This window comes from Catellatospora sp. KI3, assembly GCF_029948125.1.
GTDB lineage: Bacteria > Actinomycetota > Actinomycetes > Mycobacteriales > Micromonosporaceae > Catellatospora.
In genome coordinates, this window is sequence record NZ_JASAMB010000002.1 from 127583 (window position 1) to 148675 (window position 21093).

24 protein-coding genes, 3 tRNA genes and 1 pseudogene are annotated in these 21093 nt (G+C 70.1%); 23 read left to right on the forward strand and 5 right to left on the reverse strand.

Features of this window, described 5'->3' with window-relative positions; genetic code table 11:
• Window positions 1–18 precede the first annotated feature (18 nt).
• From QEZ54_RS04390 to htpX, 9 genes are all read left to right on the forward strand, one after another.
• On the forward strand, window positions 19–579 hold the full coding sequence (locus QEZ54_RS04390) for an NADH-quinone oxidoreductase subunit C (RefSeq protein ID WP_281303168.1): 561 nt from the start codon (window positions 19–21) through the stop codon (window positions 577–579).
• Complete coding sequence (locus tag QEZ54_RS04395) at window positions 576–1532, forward strand: complex I subunit 1 family protein (protein WP_281303169.1); 957 nt, start codon at window positions 576–578, stop codon at window positions 1530–1532. The genes QEZ54_RS04390 and QEZ54_RS04395 overlap by 4 nt, the downstream gene beginning before the upstream one ends.
• A gap of 123 nt (window positions 1533–1655) precedes the next feature.
• Window positions 1656–2165, forward strand: a complete 510-nt coding sequence (locus QEZ54_RS04400) for an NADH-quinone oxidoreductase subunit I (protein ID WP_281303170.1) — start codon at window positions 1656–1658, stop codon at window positions 2163–2165.
• The gene (locus QEZ54_RS04405; RefSeq protein WP_281303171.1) at window positions 2162–2659 is read left to right on the forward strand and encodes an NADH-quinone oxidoreductase subunit J; all 498 of its coding nucleotides are present in this window, start codon (window positions 2162–2164) and stop codon (window positions 2657–2659) included. The genes QEZ54_RS04400 and QEZ54_RS04405 overlap by 4 nt, the downstream gene beginning before the upstream one ends.
• Window positions 2659–3009, forward strand: a complete 351-nt coding sequence (gene nuoK / locus QEZ54_RS04410; protein ID WP_281303543.1) for an NADH-quinone oxidoreductase subunit NuoK — start codon at window positions 2659–2661, stop codon at window positions 3007–3009. The genes QEZ54_RS04405 and nuoK overlap by 1 nt, the downstream gene beginning before the upstream one ends.
• Window positions 3006–4775: an NADH-quinone oxidoreductase subunit L gene (locus tag QEZ54_RS04415; RefSeq protein ID WP_281303172.1), complete on the forward strand. Its 1770-nt coding sequence runs from the start codon at window positions 3006–3008 to the stop codon at window positions 4773–4775. The genes nuoK and QEZ54_RS04415 overlap by 4 nt, the downstream gene beginning before the upstream one ends.
• Complete coding sequence (locus QEZ54_RS04420; protein WP_281303173.1) at window positions 4772–6262, forward strand: NADH-quinone oxidoreductase subunit M; 1491 nt, start codon at window positions 4772–4774, stop codon at window positions 6260–6262. Before QEZ54_RS04415 ends, QEZ54_RS04420 begins: the two co-directional genes overlap by 4 nt.
• Window positions 6259–7770, forward strand: coding sequence for a proton-conducting transporter membrane subunit (locus tag QEZ54_RS04425; protein ID WP_281303174.1), 1512 nt, complete (start codon window positions 6259–6261; stop codon window positions 7768–7770). Before QEZ54_RS04420 ends, QEZ54_RS04425 begins: the two co-directional genes overlap by 4 nt.
• Window positions 7771–7946: 176 nt before the next feature.
• On the forward strand, window positions 7947–8825 hold the full coding sequence (gene htpX / locus QEZ54_RS04430; protein ID WP_281303175.1) for a zinc metalloprotease HtpX: 879 nt from the start codon (window positions 7947–7949) through the stop codon (window positions 8823–8825).
• A 332-nt stretch (window positions 8826–9157) separates the two neighbouring features.
• Here htpX and QEZ54_RS04435 read toward each other — a convergent pair whose 3' ends face one another.
• Window positions 9158–9649: a YajQ family cyclic di-GMP-binding protein gene (locus QEZ54_RS04435; RefSeq protein WP_217395215.1), complete on the reverse strand. Its 492-nt coding sequence runs from the start codon at window positions 9647–9649 to the stop codon at window positions 9158–9160.
• Window positions 9650–9777: 128 nt separating this feature from the next.
• Here QEZ54_RS04435 and QEZ54_RS04440 point away from each other — a divergent pair.
• The 3 genes from QEZ54_RS04440 (at window position 9778) to QEZ54_RS04450 (ending at window position 10932) form a co-directional block, all read left to right on the forward strand.
• A tRNA-Tyr gene (locus QEZ54_RS04440) sits at window positions 9778–9861 on the forward strand.
• Between the two features lie 247 nt (window positions 9862–10108).
• A complete protein-coding gene (locus QEZ54_RS04445; protein ID WP_281303176.1) occupies window positions 10109–10348 on the forward strand; it encodes a type II toxin-antitoxin system HicA family toxin in 240 nt (79 codons plus the stop codon).
• Window positions 10336–10932, forward strand: coding sequence for a hypothetical protein (locus QEZ54_RS04450; RefSeq protein ID WP_281303177.1), 597 nt, complete (start codon window positions 10336–10338; stop codon window positions 10930–10932). The genes QEZ54_RS04445 and QEZ54_RS04450 overlap by 13 nt, the downstream gene beginning before the upstream one ends.
• 1425 nt (window positions 10933–12357) lie before the next feature.
• On the opposite strand, the pseudogene QEZ54_RS04455 reads toward QEZ54_RS04450, so the two are convergent.
• Window positions 12358–12510: pseudogene (locus QEZ54_RS04455) on the reverse strand (integrase); the annotation flags it as partial.
• A gap of 337 nt (window positions 12511–12847) precedes the next feature.
• On the opposite strand from QEZ54_RS04455, the gene QEZ54_RS04460 reads away from it, so the two are divergent.
• The 4 genes from QEZ54_RS04460 (at window position 12848) to QEZ54_RS04475 (ending at window position 14635) form a co-directional block, all read left to right on the forward strand.
• Window positions 12848–13375, forward strand: coding sequence for a hypothetical protein (locus QEZ54_RS04460; protein ID WP_281303178.1), 528 nt, complete (start codon window positions 12848–12850; stop codon window positions 13373–13375).
• Between the two features lie 216 nt (window positions 13376–13591).
• The gene (locus QEZ54_RS04465; protein ID WP_281303179.1) at window positions 13592–14029 is read left to right on the forward strand and encodes a hypothetical protein; all 438 of its coding nucleotides are present in this window, start codon (window positions 13592–13594) and stop codon (window positions 14027–14029) included.
• Between the two features lie 99 nt (window positions 14030–14128).
• A complete protein-coding gene (locus QEZ54_RS04470; RefSeq protein WP_281303180.1) occupies window positions 14129–14377 on the forward strand; it encodes a hypothetical protein in 249 nt (82 codons plus the stop codon).
• 78 nt (window positions 14378–14455) lie between these two features.
• On the forward strand, window positions 14456–14635 hold the full coding sequence (locus tag QEZ54_RS04475; protein ID WP_281303181.1) for a hypothetical protein: 180 nt from the start codon (window positions 14456–14458) through the stop codon (window positions 14633–14635).
• Between the two features lie 115 nt (window positions 14636–14750).
• Here QEZ54_RS04475 and QEZ54_RS04480 read toward each other — a convergent pair whose 3' ends face one another.
• The 3 genes from QEZ54_RS04480 to QEZ54_RS04490 form a co-directional block, all read right to left on the reverse strand.
• Window positions 14751–15212 (reverse strand): ATP-binding protein, encoded by a 462-nt coding sequence (locus tag QEZ54_RS04480; protein WP_281303182.1) that lies wholly within the window; start codon window positions 15210–15212, stop codon window positions 14751–14753.
• On the reverse strand, window positions 15202–16068 hold the full coding sequence (locus QEZ54_RS04485) for an MEDS domain-containing protein (RefSeq protein ID WP_281303183.1): 867 nt from the start codon (window positions 16066–16068) through the stop codon (window positions 15202–15204). The genes QEZ54_RS04480 and QEZ54_RS04485 overlap by 11 nt, the downstream gene beginning before the upstream one ends.
• 121 nt (window positions 16069–16189) lie before the next feature.
• Window positions 16190–16411, reverse strand: a complete 222-nt coding sequence (locus QEZ54_RS04490) for a hypothetical protein (protein ID WP_281303184.1) — start codon at window positions 16409–16411, stop codon at window positions 16190–16192.
• Between the two features lie 243 nt (window positions 16412–16654).
• Between QEZ54_RS04490 and QEZ54_RS04495 the strand changes: the two genes are divergently transcribed.
• The 7 genes from QEZ54_RS04495 to QEZ54_RS04525 all read left to right on the forward strand — a co-directional run bounded on the left by QEZ54_RS04495 (window position 16655) and on the right by QEZ54_RS04525 (window position 21040).
• Window positions 16655–16885: a hypothetical protein gene (locus QEZ54_RS04495; RefSeq protein ID WP_281303185.1), complete on the forward strand. Its 231-nt coding sequence runs from the start codon at window positions 16655–16657 to the stop codon at window positions 16883–16885.
• Window positions 16886–16984: 99 nt separating this feature from the next.
• Window positions 16985–19462: a bifunctional diguanylate cyclase/phosphodiesterase gene (locus QEZ54_RS04500; RefSeq protein ID WP_281303186.1), complete on the forward strand. Its 2478-nt coding sequence runs from the start codon at window positions 16985–16987 to the stop codon at window positions 19460–19462.
• 115 nt (window positions 19463–19577) lie between these two features.
• Window positions 19578–19650: transfer RNA gene (locus tag QEZ54_RS04505), tRNA-Thr, on the forward strand.
• A 40-nt stretch (window positions 19651–19690) separates the two neighbouring features.
• Window positions 19691–19763 (forward strand) — tRNA-Met (locus QEZ54_RS04510).
• 173 nt (window positions 19764–19936) lie between these two features.
• Window positions 19937–20104, forward strand: a complete 168-nt coding sequence (gene rpmG, locus QEZ54_RS04515; RefSeq protein WP_018347744.1) for a 50S ribosomal protein L33 — start codon at window positions 19937–19939, stop codon at window positions 20102–20104.
• Window positions 20105–20181: 77 nt separating this feature from the next.
• Window positions 20182–20631, forward strand: a complete 450-nt coding sequence (locus QEZ54_RS04520; protein WP_281303187.1) for a MaoC family dehydratase N-terminal domain-containing protein — start codon at window positions 20182–20184, stop codon at window positions 20629–20631.
• Window position 20632: 1 nt separating this feature from the next.
• Window positions 20633–21040 (forward strand): MaoC family dehydratase, encoded by a 408-nt coding sequence (locus tag QEZ54_RS04525; RefSeq protein ID WP_281303188.1) that lies wholly within the window; start codon window positions 20633–20635, stop codon window positions 21038–21040.
• The last annotated feature ends 53 nt before the right edge of the window (window positions 21041–21093 follow it).

Below are 21093 nucleotides of genomic sequence, written 5' to 3' on the forward strand. Positions count from 1 at the left end.
GGGCATAGGATGCCGGGCATGACGCCGGAGGAGATCGGGGCCCACCTGACGCGCCTGGTCGAGGGGGCGCAGGCGGGCGTGTCCGGCGGCGGGCCGTACGCGCGGGCCGTCGTCGACGTGCCGCCGCAGGCGTGGCCGGTCGCCCTGGCGGCCGCCCGCGACGGGCTGGGCTGCGACTTCTTCGACTGGCTGTCCGCCGTGGACGAACTCGACGCCGGGTACGACGTGGTGGCGCACCTGTGGTCGACCGCCGGGCGGCACGGGGTGCTGCTGCGCACCCGGGTGCCCGCCGACGCGCCGAGCCTGGCCTCGGCCGTGCCGGTGTACCCCGGCGCGGCCTGGCACGAGCGCGAGACGTTCGAGATGTTCGGCATCGGCTTCCCCGGCGAGCTGGCGCCGCTGCTGCTGCCGCCGGAGTTCGAGGGCCATCCGCTGCGCAAGAGCTTCGTGCTGGCCAGCCGGGTCGCCAAGCCGTGGCCCGGGGCCAAGGAACCCGGCGAATCCGAGACCGGCACCAAGCGCCAGGCGGTCCGCCCGCCCGGCGTGCCCGCGCCGGGGGAGTGGGGACCGGCCTCATGACGTGGGAGATCGTGCTGCGCGTGGCGCTGGTGGCGGTGGCGTTCCTGACGCTGCCGCTGCTGGTGGGCCAGACCGAGCACAAGGTGATGGCGCACATGCAGGCCCGGCTCGGGCCGATGTACGCGGGTGCGTTCCACGGCTGGGCGCAGCTGATCGCCGACGGGGTCAAGTTCGCGCAGAAGGAGGACCTGACCCCCCGCGAGGCAGACGGGCCGGTGTTCCGGCTGGCCCCGGCGGTGGCGCTGCTGCCGTACCTGCTGGTGCTGCTGGTGATCCCGCTCGGCCCCGGCGACCTGGTCGGCCAGCCCCTCGACGTCGGCCTGTTCTTCGTGCTCGCGATCGTCGGCGTCGGCGTGGTCGCGGTGCTGATGGCCGCCTGGGCCTCGGCGAACAAGTACGCGCTGATCGGCGGCCTGCGGGCGGCGGCCCAGCTGCTCGGGTACGAGCTGCCGTTCGTGCTCGCCGCCGCCAGCGTGGCGATGGCGGCCGGATCGCTGAGCCTGCCGCAGATCGTCGCGTCGTGGCGGCCCTGGTGGCTGCTGTGGCAGCTGCCGGCGATGCTGGTCTTCTTCGTGGCGGGCCTGGCCGAGATCCGCCGCCCCCCGTTCGACATGCCGATCGCCGACTCCGAACTGGTCTTCGGCTACCTCACCGAGTACACCGGCCTGCGCTTCGCCTTCTTCCTGCTCGCCGAGTACGTCGGCATCGTCGTCATCTCGGCGCTGACCGCCGCCCTGTTCCTCGGCGGGTGGCACGGCCCGTGGGCGGACTCGGTGGGCTGGCTCTGGATGCTGCTGAAGACGGCCCTGGTCGCCTTCGTCGTCATCTGGCTGCGGGTGGCCTGGCCGCGCCTGCGCGAGGACCAGCTGCAGCGGCTGTGCTGGCTGATCCTGGTCCCGGTGGCGCTGGCGCAGCTGATCCTCACCGCCGCCGTCCGCGTCGCCCTCCAGTGAGAGGTAAGGAAGGGACCCTTCTTATCGGAATCCGTAGTAGAAGGGTCCCTTCCTAACGCCGCCTGCGAGGGCAGTGGGGGCTCCTACTCGCGCGGGGGGCGGGGACACGGCAGGATGGTGCGTATGAGCATTCCTGGCGCGGGATTGGGCAAGGGCCTGGCCGTCACGCTCAAGACGCTCGTCTCGCCGAGCATCACGCAGCAGTATCCGGATGTGGCTCCCGAACTGCCGCCGCGCTCGCGCGGCGTGATCGCGCTGCGGGAGGAGAACTGCACGGTCTGCATGCTCTGCTCGCGCGAGTGCCCCGACTGGTGCATCTACATCGACTCGCACAAGGAAGAGGTCGTGGTGCCGGGCGCGGCCCGCCCGCGCCAGCGCAACGTCCTCGACCGCTTCGACATCGACTTCTCGCTGTGCATGTACTGCGGGATCTGCATCGAGGTGTGCCCGTTCGACGCCCTCTACTGGTCGCCGGAGTTCGAGTACGCCGAGTACGACATCCGCGACCTGCTGCACGACAAGGACCGCCTCGGCGAGTGGATGGCCACCGTGCCGCCTCCGCCGCCGCACGACCCCAACGGTGAGCCGTCGAAGGAGGAGACCGCCGTGGCCAAGCGGGCAGGCACCGCGTGACGCTGCTGGACGTCGCGCTCGCCGTGGCGGGGCTGCTGGCGGTGGCGGGCGGGGTCGCCGTGGTGAGCACGAAGCAGCTGGTCCGGGCCGGGCTGTGGCTGGTCGTCGCGCTCGGCGCGGTCGCGGTCGAGTTCCTGCTCCTGGGCGCCGAGTTCGCGGCCTGGGTGCAGGTGCTCATCTACGTCGGCGCCGTGGTGGTGCTGCTGCTGTTCGCGGTGATGCTGACCCGCGCCCCGATCGGGCCCAGCCCCGACCTGGACCGCCCGCTGCTGCCCGCGCTGCTGGTCGGCGCCGCCGCCGGGCTGGGCCTGGCCGGGCTGTTCGCCGCCGCGTTCGGGAGGCTGACCGTGCCGGCGCCGGGCGCGGGCACCGCGCAGAAGCTGGGCACCGCGATCTTCGACGACTGGGTGCTGCCGTTCGAGGTGCTGTCGGTGCTGCTGCTGGCGGCGCTGGTGGGCGCGATCGTGCTGTCGCGGCGGGAGAGCACCCGATGATCCGCCCGGTGATCCCGCTGCTGACCGCCGCCCTGCTGTTCGGCCTCGGCACGTACGGCGTGCTGCGGCGGCGCAACGCGGTGCTGGTGCTGATGTCGGTCGAGCTGATGCTCAACGCGGTCAACCTGGTCCTGGTGACCGGCGACGTGCTGCGCCCGAAGGTGACCGGCCAGGTGTTCACCCTGTTCGTGATCGTGCTGGCGGCCGCCGAGGTCGGCGTCGGCCTGGCGCTGGTGCTGCGGCTGTTCCGGCTGCGCCGCGACATCAACCTGGACCAGGTGCCGCTGGACGAGGAGCCCGAGCCCGACCCGGCGCCCGCGCCCGTGCTCGACGAGGAGCCGACGCGATGACCGAGCTGCTGGTGCTGGCCCCGCTGCTGTGCGGCCTGGTCGGGCTGCTGGTGCCGATGCGCAACCGGCCCGTGGCGGCGGCGCTGGGCATCGCGGGCGCGGCCGCGAGCCTGATCGCGGTGGTGGCGCTGCTGGCGCGCGGGACGACCGGCGAGCAGGCCCGCACCTGGGTCGGCTTCGGCGACCTGTCGGTCACGCTGACGTCGCTGCTGGACACGCGGGCGCTGCTGGTGGCGCTGGCGGTGGCCGTGGTGGCGCTGTGCGTGCAGGTGTACTCCAACGGCTACCTGCACGGGGATGAGCGCTACGGGCCGTACGCGGCCCAGATCTCGATCTTCACGGCGGCGATGCTGACCGTGGTCTGCTCCGGGGACCTGATCCTGCTGCTGGTCGGCTGGGAGGTCATGGGCGCCTGCTCGTACCTGCTGATCGCGCACGACCGCACCCTGCCCGAGGCACCGCGCGCCGCCGTCAAAGCCTTCCTGGTGACCCGGGTCGGCGACGTGGGCTTCCTGCTCGGCATCGCCCTGCTCGGGGTGCACGCCGGCAGCTTCCAGCTCACCAAGGTGCTGGCGGCGGTCCCGACGATGGGCACCGGCACGGTCACCGCGGCGGCGCTGCTGCTGCTGGCGGGCGTGTTCGGCAAGAGCGCCCAGTTCCCGCTGCACACCTGGCTGCCCGACGCGATGGCCGGCCCGACCCCGATCTCGGCCCTGATCCACGCCGCGACCATGGTCGCCGCCGGGGTGTACGTCGTCGCCCGTCTGTACCCGGTGTTCGAGGCCGCGCCCACCGCGCGGATCGTGCTCGGCGCCAGCGCCGCGATCACGCTGCTGCTCGGGGCGCTGGCCGCCACCGCCGCCGACGACCTCAAGCGGGTGCTGGCCTGGTCGACGGTGTCGCAGCTGGGCTACATGATGGCGGCGCTGTCGGTCGGCGCGATCGACGCGGCCCTGTTCCACCTGCTCGCGCACGCCGCGTTCAAGGCGCTGCTGTTCCTGGGCGCCGGGTCGGTGATCCACGCGGTCGGCAGCAACCTGATGTCGCGGATGGGCGCGCTGCGCAGGCCGATGCCGTGGACGTTCTGGACCATGACGATCGGCCTCGGCTCGCTGGCGGGGCTGCCGCCGCTGGTCGGCTTCTTCAGCAAGGAGGCCGTCGTCGGTTCGCTGCACGAGCAGCCGGCGCTGTGGACGGTCGCGCTGGTCGGCGTCGCGCTGACCGCCTGGTACGCCACCCGCGCCTGGCTGCGTGTCTTCTTCGGCCGGGGCAGCGAGCACACCGCGCACGCGCACGAGTCGAGCTGGTGGCTGCGCGGCCCGCTGGTGCTGCTGGCGATCCCGTCGGCCGGGCTCGGCGTCGGCGTGCTGCTGACCACCTCCGGCCTGATCCACCTCGACGTCGCGGTGCTGCTGCCGCTGGTCCTGGCCGTGCTCGGCGTCCTCGCCGCCTGGTGGGGCTGGCGCCGCGCCGACCAGGGCGACCCAGCCCGGGTGCTGGGCGGTGTCGGACCGTTCCTGGCGAGCGGCCTGGGCCTCGACGCGGTGCAGGACGCGCTGGTGGTGCGGCCGGTGCGGGCGCTGGCGCGCGCGGTCACCGCGATCGACACCGCCGGGGTCGACGGCGCGGTGAACGGCCTGGGCCGGGCCACGGTCTCGGCCGGCGGCGAGGTCGTCGCCTGGCATCGCGCGCCGCTGCCGCGCGCGCTGGCGGCGGTCCTGCTCGGCGCGGTGGTCGTGACGGTGACGGCGGTGATGTTCGGATGAGCGATCCTCTTCTGTTGATCGGATTGTTGGCGGTTCCCCTGGCCGGGGCGGTGCTGGCTGCCGCGCTGCGCGGCCGGGCCGGGCTGGTCGCGGCCACCGCCGTGTCCGCGCTGACGCTGCTGCTGGCCGTGCCGCTGGGCTTCGACCGGGCACCCGCCGCGGCCGGGCGCGGGGTGCATCCGTGGCACCAGGCGGACCTGCCCTGGGTGCCCGCGCTGCACCTGCGGCTGCAGCTGGGCGTGGACGGGATCTCGTACCCCCTGGTGGTGCTCACCGCCCTGCTGACCCTGCTGTGCTGCGGCTTCCTGCTGTGGCAGCGCCCGGAGCGGGCGCACCTGCTGGCGGCGCTGCTGCTGGTGATCGAGGTCGGCATCCTCGGCACGTTCCTGGCCCTGAACCTGGTGCTGTTCTTCCTCGCCTTCGAGGTGGTGCTGCTGCCGATGGCGGCGGTCATCGCGGGCTGGGGCGGCCCGGCCCGGCGCGCGGCCGCGCTGAAGTTCGCGCTCTACACCCTGGCCGGTTCGGTGCTGCTGCTGGTCGGCGTGGTCGCGGTGGTCGTCCAGACCAACACCGCCGACCTGGTATCGCTGACCGCCCAGCCCACCCTCGGCCGCACCGCCCAGCTGTGGATCTTCGGCCTGTTCGCGCTCGCCTTCGCGGTCAAGAGCCCGCTCTGGCCGCTGCACACCTGGCTGCCCGACGCGCACACCGAGGCGCCGACCGTCGGCAGCGTGATCCTGGCCGGGGTGCTGCTGAAGATGGGCACGTACGGGCTGATCCGGGTCGGCCTCGGCGTCACCCCGCAGGGCGCCGCGCACTTCGCGCTGGTACTCGGCGCGCTGGCCGTCACCGCCATCCTGGTCGGGTCGCTGGTGTGCCTGCGGCAGACGGAGCTGAAGCGGCTCATCGCGTACTCGTCGGTCGGGCACATGGGCTTCGTGCTGCTCGGCATCGCCGCCGGGGCCGCGGGCAGCGCCATCGGCGTGCAGGCCGCCCTGATCGGCAACATCGCGCACGGCGTGCTGACCGGCCTGCTGTTCTTCCTCGCCGGGGCGATCAAGGACCGGACGCACACCGGACTGCTCGGCGACCTCGGCGGGCTGCGCGAGCGCCAGCCGTGGCTCGCGGGCATCCTCGGCCTGGCCGCCCTGGGCAGCCTCGGCCTGCCGGGTCTGGCCGGGTTCTGGGGCGAGGCGTTCGCCGTGGTCGCCGCCGTGCGGCTGGGCGGCACCGGCTGGCTGGTGCTGGCGGTGCTGGCCGCGATCGGCGGCGCGCTGACCGCGGCGTACCTGCTGCGGCTGCTGCGCCGGGTCAGCCACGGCCCGGCCGCCCCGGCGCTGGCCGGTGCCGCCGAGGCGCGCGTGCCCGAGCTGGTCGCCTGGGCGCCGCTGGTGCTGCTGGCGCTGCTGATCGGCGTACTGCCGGGGCTGGTGCTGACCGCGTCGGCCGGTGCGGTCGACGCCCTTACCGCAGGAGTGGCGCCGTGACGTGGACCCCGCTGACGCCCCTGCTGGCCGCCGCGGCCACCGCGCTGCTGGCGCTGGTCTCGGACCTGCTCGCACCGGGGCGCTGGCGCGTGCCGTACGCGGTGGCGCTGCTCGGCACGCTGGTGACGCTCGCGGCGGCGGTGGCCACCCCGGTCAGCCGCGCGGGCAGCGTGTTCTGCGCTGGCACGTCCACCGGCGGCGACGCGATCTTCCCCGTCGACTGCGCGTACGTCTACGACGGCCGGGCCAGACTCGTCGCCGTGGTGGTGGTCGCCCTGACCGCCGCCGCGCTGCTGCTGTGGGCCCCGGCGCTGCGCGACGGGGAGGCACCGGTCGGTGAGGCCGTCTTCCTGCTGGCCGCCGCCATGACCGGCGGCGTCGCCCTGGCCGGCGCCGGTGACCTGGTCACCCTGATCGTGGCCCTGGAGACCCTGACCGTCCCGCTGTACGTCCTGGTCGCGCTGCACCGGCGGCGCCAGTCCGACGCCTCGGCCGCCTCGGTCACCTTCTTCGCCAACAGCGTCGTGGCCACCGCGGTGAGTCTGCTGGGCGCGGCCCTGCTGTACCTGGCCACCGGCACGGTGCAGCTGCGCGGCCTGACCTCGGTGCCCGAGCCGGTCCCCGGCGAGTGGCATCCGGTGGCGCTGACGGGGCTGGTGCTGGTGCTGGTCGGCCTCGGCTTCAAGGTCGCCGCCGCCCCGCTGCACGCCTGGGCGCCCACCACCTACGACGGCGCCCCGGTGCCGGTCGCGGCGTTCCTGTCCACCGCCTCCAAGCTCGGCGGCGTGGCCGCGATCCTGATCGTGGTGCAGGGCGTGCTGCAGAACGGGCCGTCCGGGCCGGACCGCGGCATGTTCATCGCCGCCGGGGTGGCGCTGGCGATGCTCGCGGCCCTGTCGATGGTGCTCGGCACGCTCGGCGCGCTGCGCCAGCGGCGTACCGTCCGCCTGCTGGCCTGGTCGTCGGTGGCGCAGGCCGGGTTCGTGCTGGCCCCGCTGGGCGGGCTGTCCGGCCTGGCGGTCCTGGGGCCGGCGGTCGGCCTGCTGGACGCCGCCCTGGCGTACGCGGTGTTCTTCGTGGTCCTGGAGGTCGCCGCGTTCGCCGCCGTGGTGGCGCTGCGGCCCGGCGAGGCCGACGGCGGCAGCCTCGACGACCTGCGCGGGCTGGGCCGCCGGGCGCCGTGGCGCGCGGCCGGGTTCGCGTTCGCGCTGATCGGGCTGGCCGGACTGCCGCCGGTGCTGGCCGGGCTGTTCGCGAAGATCACCGTGCTGCAGGCGCTGGTCGGGGTCGACTCGTACCGCCTGGCGATGCTGGTAGCCCTGGTCTCCGTCGCGGGCCTGGCCGTCTACTGGCGCCCGGTGGCCGCCCTGTACCGGGGCGGTGACGGCGCGGCGGTGACCCGGCCCAGCTGGGCGCCGACCGCGGCGCTGACCCTGGCTGTGGCGGTCGGCGTGGTGCTCACAGTGGCGCCGCAGCTGCTGTACACGGCGGTCAGCGCCTGGCGGTGATGGAACTCCGCGCAGCGAGCCGGACATACGCTCTGTAACGGGGGCAATTGGTCCTACCTTGGAGTCGGCTGGAATTTCTTTCAGTCGACTCACAGCGCGTAACGGGAAGGCCACCGGGTAACCACCGGTTGGACCAGTTGCGCGGTCACCCACCGCGCCAGACGTGGAGGGAATGGATGCACAGCCACAACGGCCTCAAGACGGCGGCGCTGCTCGGCCTGCTGACGGCGATGATCCTCGCGGTCGGCTACTGGCTCGGCGGCAGCGGCGGCCTGGTCATCGCGGTGCTCATCTCGCTGGTCATGAACGGTGTCAGCTACTTCTTCTCCGACAAGCTGGCGCTGCGCTCGATGCACGCGCAACCGGTCAGCGAGGCGGAGTTCCCGCAGCTCTACCAGATGGTGCGGGAGCTGTCCCAGCAGGCCGGCCAGCCCATGCCCCGCCTGTACGTCAGCCCCACCATGCAGCCCAACGCCTTCGCCACCGGCCGTAACCCGCAGCACGCCGCGGTCGCCGTGACCGAGGGCATCACCCGCATCCTCGACTACCGCGAGCTGCGGGCCGTCATCGGTCACGAGTTGTCGCACGTCTACAACCGCGACATCCTCATCTCCAGCGTGGCGGGCGCCCTGGCGGGCATCATCACCATGCTGGCCAACCTGGCCTGGTTCCTGCCCATCGGCGGAGGCGACGACGAGGACGGCGTGAACCCGCTGGCCATGCTCATGATGCTGATCCTGGGCCCGCTGGCGGCCTCGATCATCCAGATGGCGATCAGCCGCAGCCGCGAGTTCCAGGCCGACGCCTCCGGCGCGCAGCTGACCAACGACCCGCTGGCGCTCGCCAGCGCCCTCAAGAAGATCCACCTGGGGGTGCAGCAGCTGCCGCTGCCCGCCGAGGGCCAGCTCGCCAGCTCCGCCCACCTGATGATCGACAACCCGCTGCGGGGCGGCGGCATCGCCTCCCTGTTCTCCACCCACCCGCCGATGGAGGAGCGCGTCCGCCGCCTGGAGGCCATGGCCGCCAACTCCGGCCCGATCCAGTACATGCGCTGACGCACCCGCCCACCCGCCCGACTGGCCAGGTGGGCGGCGCCGCCGCCTTCCGGGGCCAAGATCGCCGTTTCCGGTCGAGACGTGGAGCCAGGCTCCGCGAAAAGACCGGGGGCGGCGATCTTCACAGCTGCCCGGGCCAGCGCGTATGGTGCGGCGACCGTATCCTCTGGCCCGTGCTCGAGAACCTCAACAGCTACGAGTTCGTGGCGTGCCTGCTCATCCCCGTCGCCGGCGTCCTGTTTCTCGTCCGGCGCCGCTCGTGAGGCGACGACGCGACAGGGGGCACCGGCGAGCGGGATGCCGCCGGAGCCCCCTGAGTGTCGGAACGGGCGCTACCGGTAGTTCGTGAACTGCAGGGCGACCCCGAAGTCGCCACCCTTGAGCAGGGTGATGACCTCCTGGAGGTCGTCCTTCTTCTTGCCGGTGACGCGAAGCTGGTCGCCCTGGATCTGCGCCTGCACGCCCTTGGGCCCCTCATCGCGGATCTTCTTGGAGATCGCCTTGGCCTTCTCCGAGTCGATACCCTGCACGATCTTGCAGTCGATCTTGTACGTCTTCCCAGAGGCCTTCGGGTCGCCCGCGTCCAGCGACTTCAGGGAGATGTTCCGCTTGATCAGCTTCTCCTTGAAGACGTCCAGCGCGGCCTTCACCCGCTCCTCGGAGTTGGCCTCCAGGGCGACGTTCTCGCCGGACCAGGCGATGGAGGCTCCCGTGTCGCGGAAGTCGAACCGCTGCGCCAGCTCCTTCTCGGTCTGGTTCAGCGCGTTGTCCACCTCCTGCCGATCTACCTTGCTGACGATGTCGAAGGACGGGTTAGCTGCCATGCGTTCCGTTTTAGCAGATCCGGCGGCGCGCTGTGCTCATGGTCCGACCCGGTTGCACATCCGGGGCTCCGTACCGCTATCCTTATCGAGCCACGCTGCCCCAGGGCGGCGCTGGCAACGCTGTACCAGGCGGGTTGCCCGAGCGGCCAATGGGAGCGGACTGTAAATCCGTCGCGAAAGCTACAGAGGTTCGAATCCTCTACCCGCCACCAACAGCAAGAACACGGCTCTGACCAGCAACAACGGTCAGGGCCGTGTTCTGTCTTCGTTCCCAGTGGGTCCGGCTGGGTCCAGCGGTCTGCGGCAGTCCACGGGAACATGACGGGAACGCATCGCTCCAAGATCATCGCGAACGTGGGGAACCCGACTTGCGGCTACATCGCGCCATAAGCTCACCGTGATCGCTAAACTGTCTAGCGACTAGACAGTTGAAGTGTCTAGTCGCTAGACTTACGCTTCATGGGTAGAACCATGACGGCGCGCGCGGTGGTCCAGCGCATCAAGGAACTCGGTGGATACCACGTGCGCACCAAGGGCTCCCATGCGACGTACGAGGCGACGAAGGTGGACAGCCAGGGACGGGTCGTGGCAACGGCCAAGACGGTGGTTGCCATGCATAGCCGAGACGTACCGATTGGAACGCTCAGTGCTATCGAGCGGCAACTGGCGCCAGTGTTTGGTGAAGGGTGGCTGATCTGATGGCGAATACAAGCGAGGCACGTGTCTACCGGGTCGTAGTCCGCCGGGATCCAGGCGACCCTCGGTACTGGCTGGCAGAGGTCGAAGGGCTGCAAGGAGCCCACACTTTTGCACGTAGCCTTCATGCCCTCGAACGGTATATCCGGGAAGTCATCGTGCTTGCCGCTGACCTGCCAGATGAAGCCGAAGATGAACTGCAACTGGATTGGGACATTCATACCGGCGACGATTCTCTTGACGAAGAAGCAGCCGATTTGCGCCGTCAGCGTCAACTCATTGAGTCAATGTTGAGTCATGTGCTCAAAGCGTCACAGGCCATGGCGGCGAAACTCGTTGTCGACCATCATTACTCGATCCGTGACACTGCCGTCTTGGTGGCCATGTCACCGGCGCGGGTTGGTCAGCTGGTTCCCCAGGACGCTCAGAGTCGTGAGATTCGACCAAAGGCTGAGCGAAGCACTCAGAGTCGTGAGATCGCGCCGAAGGCTGAGCGAAGCTCTGGTCCCGTCGAGTACGTTCCCCGTGCACGCAAGTTGTCGCCGAGAAGTTGGTCACCAACAAGGGGATCTGCTGACGCAGCTTGACTTGCGGATGCCCTGCTCAGTTGCGAGCTGAGCCGTGATCCCCTCGGACTGGCGGGCTCTGCCTAAGCGCAGGACGGGGTCCGTAGTGCCGACGAGGCTTCAAGATTTTTCTGCGAAGCGTTTAGAAAAATCTTGGAGTGTCGGCACGGAGTGGCCCCGGCCTGCGCTTACCTGTGGCGACTGGCCGAGGGGATCTTGCCGATCCCTGAGGTCGGTCGGGGTTTGGGGTGGAACCCCAAGGTCTTAGGAAGCCCTGGTGTTCGGGTGTGGCGGCGTCGCGGGAGGCGCGGCCTGGTCTGCGACGGGCATCCGAAAAAATCTTATTCTCTTCCTCTGCCAACATCATCTTTCGCGTTAAACGGACCTTTGTTCGGCTGTCGCCGTGGCCACCATCGCGGTCGACCAGCGGCGCCAGGGGTCGGCTGGTCGATCATCAGCCGCGTTGATCGGGCGCTCACCTGCTGAAATGTTCGCCGTGGCGCGGTCGATCTTCTGACGTGGTCAGGCGTCCCGTGTCGGCCTGCCGGGCGGGCGCGGGCCGCGCGCGGGCCGGAGGCAGAGCGCGGCGGCCCTGGCGCCCTGGCCCGGCGCGGCCGCTTGCGGCCGCCTTGACCTCGTAAGGAAAGTTTCGACAGATGCCGATGGCAGCAGTGAGCTGCGTGGTGGCTCGGTTGATCGAAGCAGCGGGTTAGAGGCTGGCGCTGCCGGATGGTGCAGATGTCTCCGGCCTAGGCCGTATCCCAAGCACATGCTGGCTCGTAAGTACTACGTGTGTTGTGCATGAGGCGGGCCTCGCTCGTCGTTATGCCGATCCACGCTTTTTCGATCAGGCCGTAACTCATGGGCGGGCTTGCTCGTCAGTACTCCGAGTCACTGCTTCTTCGACCGTTACCGAAGGGGGAGTTCGCTCGTTGCTACGCAAGGAACGGAAAGCTGGGCACCGCGCTTAGCTCCGTCAGTGAGAGAAAGGGAGTCTGCTGGAAAACTGGAAGCTGGTGCTAATCACCGGCATGTTGCGGATGGTCCGGTTTGCTTTGGCGAGCTGGGGCCGGACCATCCGCCTCTGCGTGATGACCATAGTCATTGGCTGGGTCATCTGGGTTGTGCTTGGATAGCACACCCCCTAGGTGCTCTGCACAACGAGCGAGTGGTTGGCCGGTGACGGCTCGAGATCGCTTCGTTGCTTATGAGCATCCATCACACGCGTGAAGCCCGCTACGGGTTGAGTGCGTCAAGAGCGGGTGCCTCCGGCAAGCGGAGCCACCCGCTCTTGTTGTCTGAGGTTCGAATCCTCTACCCGCCACCAACAGCAGAACGAGCCCCTGACCGGGCGAAATCCGGTCAGGGGCTCGTTCGTGTCGGTCCAGCCGTGACAGCTGTATCCCGCTGTCTGCGGCAAATATGCGGCAAAGTTCTCCGCCAAGATCAGGGAACGTCGTCGGTGCCCTTGAGCGCCGCCCGGATGCGGCGCAGCGCCAACTCCTCCTGCCCGTCGATGCACTTGGCGTAGACCTTGAGCAGCACCCGCACCGAGTCGCCCGCCCACTCGGCGACCTGGGTCGGCGTGACCCCGGCGTCAGCCCCAAACTCAGGCAGGGCGGGTCGGTCCTATGCTGGAGGGCGTCACGCGATTGGTTGAGCGGTATGGCTGCACCTGGGCAGGAGTCTTCGCCCACGTTGACCGGCACGGGCCGCGATCGCTCGTCGAGACCGCACGCACGGCTGAGACCGACGATCCGGACCCGAGTCGCTGGCGCGGCAAGCCGCATGACGAGTGCACCGGCCGTCATCGCACGCTTAGCAACGTAGGGCCTTGATCCAGCGTCTTATAATCCCCACACGCGGAGATCGACACAGCTTCAAAGCCACCCGGGTCACCTGCACCAGCGCAAGCAGGGAGCAAAGGAGAAGACAGGTGAACGAATCATTGAGGACTCGATTCCGTGGTACGTCGCTACTTCCTGCCGATGCGCTGGGCGCCGTTGCCGGGCTGGCCCTCGTCGGATCCACGTTCCTGACGACTTACGTGGTCGATCTCCGAGAGGGCCGGTTCGTTGTCCCGCCCGGGTTGTCGGACAGCTGTACTGCGTGGACCAGGTGCCCGGGTAATGAATTCACCTTGGACTACAGCGGCCTGCTCGGCTGGGTCGTGCTTCTGGCCGCTCTATTGGCGGTCGGGCTGCCAGTCATTCGTGCTCTGACCGGCTGGATGAGGTCTCGGGCGGCCGCGAGCTGGCAGCTCTTCATCCTCAGCGCGCTCGCAGTGGCCTCGGCAATTGTCGTTGGTCTGACTGTCCTCAATGCCCGCGTGGCGGGCTATCAGGAAACGAATTACCAGTTCTACCTCAAAACAGGGTGGGGCACTCTGGTGATGCTCCTTGCGATGATCGCGGCGCTTTTTGCGGCACTACTGGTCAAGGTTCGTGTCAGGAGCGTCGACTAGGTCGTATGGGCTGGTCAGGATACCTACACGAGCTGCCTGTGAATCCGTCGCGAAAGCTACAGGGATTCGAATCGTCTATCCGCCACACGCAGCAGCAGAGCCCCTGACCACTGGTCAGGGGCTCTTTCGTGTCGGCCCGGCGGGGCTCCGCCGAGTGCCGCCGCGGCAGTCCGCCGGCCCGCGTCGAAGTCGCGCCGGTGTGGCAGCATCCGGGCCGTGCCCGTCTACGAACCGATCATGGACACCGGCCGGCCGTGGTCCTCGGCCCGCGTGGCCAGGGTGCTCATCACCGGGTTCCTGCTGCTGTGCCCGGGTTTCGCCCTGTACACCCTGGCCGAAGGGTTCTGGCTCAACGCGAACGCCGTCCCAGTCCGGGCCGTCGTCGTCGACGTCGCCACCGGCAAGGGGGGACCGTTCATCACGGTGGAACTGCCGGGCCCGGAGCACCACCGCACCAGGTTGTGGACCAGCCGCAGCGAGGCCCGCGACGTCGGTCCGACGATGCTCGTGGAGTACGTGCCGAGCCGTCCGGACCTGGTGCGTGAAGCGGGCACCTTCGCGCCGATGGACATCGTCTACCTCGCGGCGTGCAGCCTGCCGGTCTGCCTGGTCGCGCTGCTGCTGATCCGGAGGCATCTGCGCCTGTACGAGTAGCCGCCTCCGCTCTCCGGGGCGTACCCGCGGCTTGACCTGCTCTCTCGCGACCGCCTCCGGCGGGCGTTCCGGTTGCGGGAGCCGCCTACCGTGCCCCGCATGAGCCTGTTCAGCCGCCCGCCGTACGTCGCGACGATCAATGGCGACGTGTTCCGCTGCGTCGTCTGCCAGGGCGGACTGTTCACCAGCCGCTCCATCAAGCTGAACACCGGTGCGCTGGAGTTCCTGGACATGGCCTGGGCCAACAAGTCGTCGCTCGGCTTGATCTGCACGCACTGCGGATACGTGCACGAGTTCCTCGGCGACGCCGTGCAGCTGTGGGACTCGGAGTCCGGCGAGCGCGCCTGACCGCCGCCGGCAGCGGGGTCGGCATCGGCGCATTCGAGTGGCATGCGGGTCGGTGCGCGCGGCAGCTACCGTTCGAACATGACCGCGTACGACGATGACCGCGTATCTCATGAGCGGGCGCCCACGGAGAAGTGGCGCGCTCTGCCCGACCGCGTCCACCCGTCGCAACTGGTGGAGACCATCGATCCGGACCCGCGGGTCGCGGAGATCCGGTCAGTCAACTACGGCGCGGAGTTCATCCGCATCGACCACGGCTGACCCGGCTGCAGTTTCGGGGAAACTGCGCGAATCACCGCCAAGATTCCAGCACTTTCCCCGAAACTGCCGTGATCTTGACGCGTGACGCGTGGCGCGTGTCGGCGCGGCGGGGCGGTCACTCGGGGTCGGCGGTGTACGGGACCAGGGCGGTGATCTCCGCGCCGCCCTCGGGGCTGTCGCGTACGTCGACCTCGACGCTGTCGGAGAAGGTGCGCACCAGCCACAGCCCCCGCCCGCCGGTCGCCCCCGGCCCCGGCCGCTGCGCCCGCAGCGCCTCCAGCGACGGTCCGCTGCCGGTGTCGATGACCTGGCAGGCGATGGCCTGGCCGTCGTCCCACAGCCGCAGCCGCCCGTGCCCGCCGCCGTGCCGGACCGCGTTGGTGGCCAGCTCGTACGCGATGAAGACGAGGACGTCGACGCGCGCGTCGGGCATACCCGCCTCGCTGGCGTGGGCGGCGACGGCGGCTCGCAGCCCCACCAGCTCCGATTCGGCGAACGGCAGATCCAGCAGGAGCCGTCGCTGCGCGGGCCGTGGCGTGCTGCCCGGCCGGTCGCGCGCGGGTTGGTCAGTCACCATGCGCTACGGCCATCAGGGTGACGCCGGCGATGTCCCGCAGGCCCAGCGCGGACAGGATCTTGTATGGCATGCCCGCGCAGCGCACCGTCATCCGCTGTGCGCTGGTGAGCCCGACCGCCGACTGCACGATCACACCGGCGGCGACGGTGTCGAGGAAGACGAGCCGGGTCAGGTTGACGTCGATGTGGTCGTCGAGGGCGAGTGCCTCGGTCATCGCCCGGGTGAGCGGCTCGGCCGCCCGGTAGTCGATCTCGCCGGCGACCCGCACGCCCGTCGGCACGTGCTGGCGGCAGATCCGCAGCATGGGGTCGTCGTGGTACGTGATCGCGGCGACCGTGGCGCCGTGCGCCTCGGCCGCGGTGGCCAGCGTGACGGTGTCGAAGCACTGCCGGTCGTACTGGCAGACCGCGGTCGCGTTCTCCTGGGCCAGGATCCGGGTCAGCTGCGACTCGTACTCCATGAGCCGGGCGGCCCCGTTGAAGGGGCGCAGCGCCCAGCACATGTCGCTGGTGACCCGCAGCCCGTGGTAGCCGGTGCGGTCGGCCAGCTCGATCTGCGCCCGCAGCGCGCCGATCGCGCGGCCCGAGTCGAACTCGCCCTCGGGGACGAAGAACTCGCCGGCGCCCAGGATGTGCAGCGGCCCGGTGCCGTCGGCCTGCGGCGCGAAGCCGCGGCTGGTGAGCTCCTCGGCCAGCGCGGACGGGCTCAGCGACTCGGTGAGGCAGACGACCTTCTCCCCGGCGCGCAGCCCGTCGCGCACGAAGGCGGCGACGATGTCCAGCCGCTCGTCGCTGTCGGAGAACGTCAGGCAGGCATGGTCGCCTGGCCGAAGGTCCTCCACGGACGTTCCGCTCACCGGCCCTCCTCTACCCACTTTGTGGGCAACACGGTAACCCGGTATCAAGGGTGCCACCGAGCTACCCAGGGTGGAGGCCGGTCAAACTCCGCGAGCCGGATCGCGTGCCCGAAGGCGCGGGTCAGCGGTGCAGGTGCTCCAGGTTGCGCCACTGGCCGAGCGCGCACAGGCCGTCGGCGACCCGGCGGGCCTCGGTCTCGGTGGCGTACTCCCGCATCACCGACCGGCCGTGGCGGCGGTGCTCCACCTCCCAGGGCCCGGCGGGGTTGACCCGCAGAAACACGTCCTGACGTGCGTAACTCGTGGTGGTGCCGTTCCAGCGGTGCTCGACCAGACGCATCATGGGCGTATCGTACACACGTTCGAATGGGTGGTGAAGCTTTCCGGGGCGGCGCCGACGACGTAAAGTGTGGGAGCCATGCTCCCTCGGTGGGTGTTTATCGGATCGGTTGGGTTCCGAATCCCCTCCAAACGGCTATAGTTCCGCGTGTTACGCGGCGTGGCACGCCGTGCAGGCTTTCGCCGTGCTGGGCGCATGTGGCACGATCCTGTTGAGTTATTCGGACCTCGCCAGCAGGAGTCAGAGATGAGAGCTAAGAACGTTGGGCGCTGGGTGCTCAGCGGCGCTCTCGCGCTCGTCGCGCTGTCCGCCACCGCGGACGTGGAGACCGGAGATGACTACCAGTGGGGCGCCGACTACCAATGGGGTTTTGTCATCGCGGACGAGGCGGCCGACGCGGCGGAGCCTGCGGCATCCATCGTGGATCCGGCCGACACCACGATGCTGCGGCTGGAGCGGGACTACAGCTGGGGCTGACCGTAGGTCGGCGTTTCGGGTGAGGGCGAGGCTGCAGTGACGAGGACGGCACGGGTCGCCCGACGGTCGCCGGAATTGGCCTGGCTGATCACCGGCCCGATGTGCTTGATCACTCTCGGGCTGACCGCGCTGCTGCAGATCAAGACCGGTGACCTGGAGCCGAGGGTCCACGGGATCTGGCAGTGGGTGCTGGCGCTCGCCTTCCTGGCGATCTTCGTCATCGCCGACATGTCGCCGCTCTCGTTCGAGGTGCGGCGACACGCCTTCCTCGTCACACCCATCGAGATCCCCTTCCTGCTCTCGCTGTACTACCTGCCGCCGGTGATCGTCGTCGCCACGCGGCTGCTGGCCGCGCTGATCATCCAGCTGCGCCGCCGGGTCGCCTTCGTCAAGGCGGCGTTCAACATCGCCCTGGTGGGCGTGTCCAGCGCGATGGCCGGCGTGATGCTGGTGGCCCTGGGCCCGCTGGACGCCAAGTCCGGCAACACCTGGCTGGCGCTGGCCGCCGCCGTGATGACCGCGCTGTTCGTCTCGCTCGTCGGCGTCCTCGGCGTGATCACCCTGGTCCAGGGACGGATCCCCGGCAAGGACATGAGCACGCCGCTGTCCGGCATCGTCGTCGCGCTGGTCAACACCATGATCGGCCTCGTGGTGCTGCTCGTGCTGCAGCAGACCCTGTGGGCGATGCTGCTGCTGTTCGCGCTGCTCAGCTGCTTCGTCGTGGCGTACCGGTCGTATGCGCGCTCGCTGCGCCAGCACCAGACGCTGACCGAGATCTACGACCTGACCCGCGCCATGTCCGACACCCCGCACGACGGCACGCTGCCGGACGCGCTGCTGGGCCGGGTGCAGCGGCTGCTGCAGGCCGAGTACGCGACGCTGTGGCTGCCGGCCCAGGGCCGGCACCCGGAGGTCCTGCTCAGCGCCCGGGCCGACGACAACGGCCTGCTCGACATCGCCAGCGTGCCGGCCGCGATGCGCAAGCGGGCGGTGGAGACCGGGGCCACGGTCGCCGCGGGCGCCCGGCTCGGCGACGACCAGCTGCGGACCGAGCTGCGCGAGACGGGCGTCAAGGACGCCATCGTGGTGCCGCTGCGCGCCGGGTCGGCCATCATCGGCACGCTCGAGGCGGCCGGCCGGCTCGGGGAGATCGCCCAGTTCAACGAGGCCGACGTCCGGCTGCTGGAGACCATCGCCGCGCACGCCGCGGTCGCGGTGGAGAACAACCGGCTGGTCGACCGCCTGCGCTTCGACGCGTACCACGACGCGCTGACCGCGCTGCCCAACCGGCGCCGGGTGAGCCAGGCGCTGGAGGAGGCGGTCCGGGTGCGCGCCCCGGGCGAGGTCGTGGCCCTGCTGATGTTCGACGTCGACGGCCTGCGCGACGTCAACGACTCGCTCGGGCACGCCGCGGGCGACCAGCTGCTGGCCGAGGTGGCCACCCGGATCCGCTCGCTGGCGCCGCCCGCGGCACTGGTGGGCCGGACCGGCGGCGACGAGTTCGTGGTGACGCTGCGCCTGCCCAACGCCGACGCCGCGGTGGATCTGGCGACCGAGCTGCGCGCCCAGCTGCAGGACCCGATGACTTTCGGCTCGCTGACCCTGGACGTCGACACGGCGGTGGGCATCGCCCTGCACCCCGAGCACGGCTCGGACCCCGCCGCCCTGCTGCAGCGGGCCGATGTGGCGACCCACGCGGCCAAAGGGCTGGCCAGCGGGGTCCAGCTGTTCGACCTGGCGCTGGAGTCGCGCTCGGTGCGGCGGCTCGGGCTGGCCGGCGACCTGCGCCGGGCCCTGGACAACGACGAGCTCGAGGTGTTCTTCCAGCCGAAGGTGTCGCTGCGCGACCGCCGCCTGGTCGGCGTCGAGTGCCTGGCCCGCTGGGAGCACCCGACCCACGGCGCGGTGGCGCCGGAGGACTTCGTGGCGGTGGCCGAGCACACCGGCCAGCTGAGCCGCCTGACCGACGTGGTGCTGCGGGAGGGCCTGCGCCGGGCGCGCCAGTGGGTCGACGCCGGGCGGCCGCTGTCGGTGGCGGTGAACCTGTCGCCGCGCACGCTGGTCGACCCGTCGTTCCCGCAGCGCGTCGACGACCTGCTGCAGGAGTTCGGGGTGTCACCCGACCGGCTGACCCTGGAGATCACCGAGGACGGGGTGGTGGACGGCGTCGACCGCCTGCTGCCCACCCTGCGCCGGCTGTACGACCTGGGCGTGCACCTGTCCGTCGACGACTTCGGCACCGGCTACTCGTCGCTGTCGTACCTGCGGCGGCTGCCGGTGCACGAGGTGAAGGTGGACCGCTCGTTCGTACAGGGGATGGCGACCGACCCGGGTGACCTGGCGATCGTGCGGGCCGTGGTGGACATCTCCCGGCACTTCGGGCTGGCCGTGGTCGCCGAGGGCGTGGAGAGCGAGCTGACGCTGGAGCTGCTGGAGGAGATCGGCTGCGACATCGGCCAGGGCTTCCTGTTCAGCCGTCCGCTGCCGTACGAGCGGCTGGAGGCGTGGCTGGGCGCGCAGACCGACGCCGAGCCGACCCCGCTGGGCGAGGTCCGCCGCCTGCGCGCGGTCGGCTGACCACGGCCGACGAGGTTGTCGCGCGCCACACCGAACCCGATTTCCGCCACGGCCCGATGTTGTGTACTCTTACCAAGGCGCGCGGCGAGGTGGGAAACCACCAGGCAGTGAGCACGCCCCCTTAGCTCAGTCGGCAGAGCGTCTCCATGGTAAGGAGAAGGTCTACGGTTCGATTCCGTAAGGGGGCTCGACCGGCCTGTCGGATCATCTTCCGACAGGGCTCGCCTCAGCGGTGTAGCTCAGTTGGCAGAGCAAGCGACTCATAATCGCTGTGTCGCCGGTTCAAGTCCGGCCATCGCTACGCATAGACACCCAGGCGCCAGTCGCCGGCGGGGTGCGCGACCAGGCCAGGCACAAGCCACGCTGGTCGAGCGGTGTAAGGATCGCCACTGGTGGCCCTTTTGCAGATCAGGACGGGCGCCGTCTATCCTGATATGCCGGTAATCAAAGCAGCTGTTTCAGAAAGGCACTCCCGTGGCCAAGGCGACTGACGTACGTCCAAAGATCACCATGGCGTGCGTGGACTGCAAGGAGCGGAACTACATCACCAAGAAGAACCGGCGTAACGACCCGGATCGGATTGAGCTGAAGAAGTTCTGCCCGCGCTGCGGCAAGCACACCGCGCACCGCGAGACCCGATAACGCGAACCGGTCTCAACAGATCTTCGAGCAGGGGGTGGCCCGTCAGGGCCGCCCCCTGCTGGCATAGGTTCACCGGTATGCCGATGGATCAGTCGTTCATCGGTCGGACCTACCCGCCGACCGAGCCCTACCAGGTGGGGCGCGAGAAGATCCGGGAGTTCGCCGACGCGATCGGCGCCCCGGACGACCTCTACCACGACGTGGCGGCCGCGCACGCGGCCGGCTACCGCGACGTGGTCGCGCCGCCCACCTTCCCGATCATCCTGAGCTTCGCCGCGATGGAGCAGATCGTCACCGACCCCGAGCTGGGGATGGACTACAGCCGCGTGGTCCACGGCGACCAGCGCTTCAGCTACCGCCGCCCGATCGTGGCCGGCGACGAGCTGGTGGTGGTGAGCAGCATCGACGACATCACGCACCGCGGCGGGCACGACTTCCTCACCACCCGGGCGGAGCTGTCCACGCCGGCGGGCGAGCCGGTGGTCACGGTCGTGTGCAAGCTGGTCGTCCGAGGGCACGGTGAGTGAGATGGCGTACGAGACAGGGCAGCAGCTGCCCCAGCAGACCTTCCGGGTCACCCGGGCGGACCTGGTCCGCTACGCCGGGGCGTCGGGGGACTTCAACCCGATCCACTGGAGCCAGCGCACCGCCGAAGGGGTGGGCCTGCCGGGCGTGATCGCGCACGGCATGTACACGATGGCGCTGGCGGGCCGCGCGGTCACCAACTGGGTGGGCCGGGCCGACGCGGTGCTCGACATCGGTGTCCGCTTCACCCGTCCGGTGCCGGTGCCCGACACGGACGGGGGAACCTCGGTCGACTTCACCGCGGTGATCAAGTCGGTCAGCGAGGACGGTCTGGTCACCTTCGACCTGACCGCCACGTGCGGCGGCGAGAAGGTGTTGGCGCAGGCCAGGGTAGTGATCCGGCAGGTCTGACCGGCCGTTCGACGGGTGGCGGACCAGGCCGGACAAAAAAGGGTGGAGCCCAG

What these genes read in the sequence shown, in the direction of transcription:
- QEZ54_RS04415 (WP_281303172.1), top strand. Translation starts at nt 3,006, where the DNA reads ATGACCGAGCTGCTGGTGCTGGCCCCGCTGCTGTGCGGCCTGGTCGGG.
- QEZ54_RS04495 (WP_281303185.1), top strand. Translation starts at nt 16,655, where the DNA reads ATGAGAGCTAAGAACGTTGGGCGCTGGGTGCTCAGCGGCGCTCTCGCG.
- QEZ54_RS04445 (WP_281303176.1), top strand. Translation starts at nt 10,109, where the DNA reads ATGGGTAGAACCATGACGGCGCGCGCGGTGGTCCAGCGCATCAAGGAA.
- QEZ54_RS04420 (WP_281303173.1), top strand. Translation starts at nt 4,772, where the DNA reads ATGAGCGATCCTCTTCTGTTGATCGGATTGTTGGCGGTTCCCCTGGCC.
- QEZ54_RS04480 (WP_281303182.1), bottom strand. Translation starts at nt 15,212, where the DNA reads ATGGTGACTGACCAACCCGCGCGCGACCGGCCGGGCAGCACGCCACGG.
- QEZ54_RS04525 (WP_281303188.1), top strand. Translation starts at nt 20,633, where the DNA reads ATGGCGTACGAGACAGGGCAGCAGCTGCCCCAGCAGACCTTCCGGGTC.
- htpX (WP_281303175.1), top strand. Translation starts at nt 7,947, where the DNA reads ATGCACAGCCACAACGGCCTCAAGACGGCGGCGCTGCTCGGCCTGCTG.
- QEZ54_RS04400 (WP_281303170.1), top strand. Translation starts at nt 1,656, where the DNA reads ATGAGCATTCCTGGCGCGGGATTGGGCAAGGGCCTGGCCGTCACGCTC.
- QEZ54_RS04475 (WP_281303181.1), top strand. Translation starts at nt 14,456, where the DNA reads ATGACCGCGTACGACGATGACCGCGTATCTCATGAGCGGGCGCCCACG.
- QEZ54_RS04500 (WP_281303186.1), top strand. Translation starts at nt 16,985, where the DNA reads ATGTGCTTGATCACTCTCGGGCTGACCGCGCTGCTGCAGATCAAGACC.
- QEZ54_RS04490 (WP_281303184.1), bottom strand. Translation starts at nt 16,411, where the DNA reads ATGATGCGTCTGGTCGAGCACCGCTGGAACGGCACCACCACGAGTTAC.
- QEZ54_RS04390 (WP_281303168.1), top strand. Translation starts at nt 19, where the DNA reads ATGACGCCGGAGGAGATCGGGGCCCACCTGACGCGCCTGGTCGAGGGG.
- QEZ54_RS04435 (WP_217395215.1), bottom strand. Translation starts at nt 9,649, where the DNA reads ATGGCAGCTAACCCGTCCTTCGACATCGTCAGCAAGGTAGATCGGCAG.
- QEZ54_RS04470 (WP_281303180.1), top strand. Translation starts at nt 14,129, where the DNA reads ATGAGCCTGTTCAGCCGCCCGCCGTACGTCGCGACGATCAATGGCGAC.
- QEZ54_RS04395 (WP_281303169.1), top strand. Translation starts at nt 576, where the DNA reads ATGACGTGGGAGATCGTGCTGCGCGTGGCGCTGGTGGCGGTGGCGTTC.
- QEZ54_RS04520 (WP_281303187.1), top strand. Translation starts at nt 20,182, where the DNA reads ATGCCGATGGATCAGTCGTTCATCGGTCGGACCTACCCGCCGACCGAG.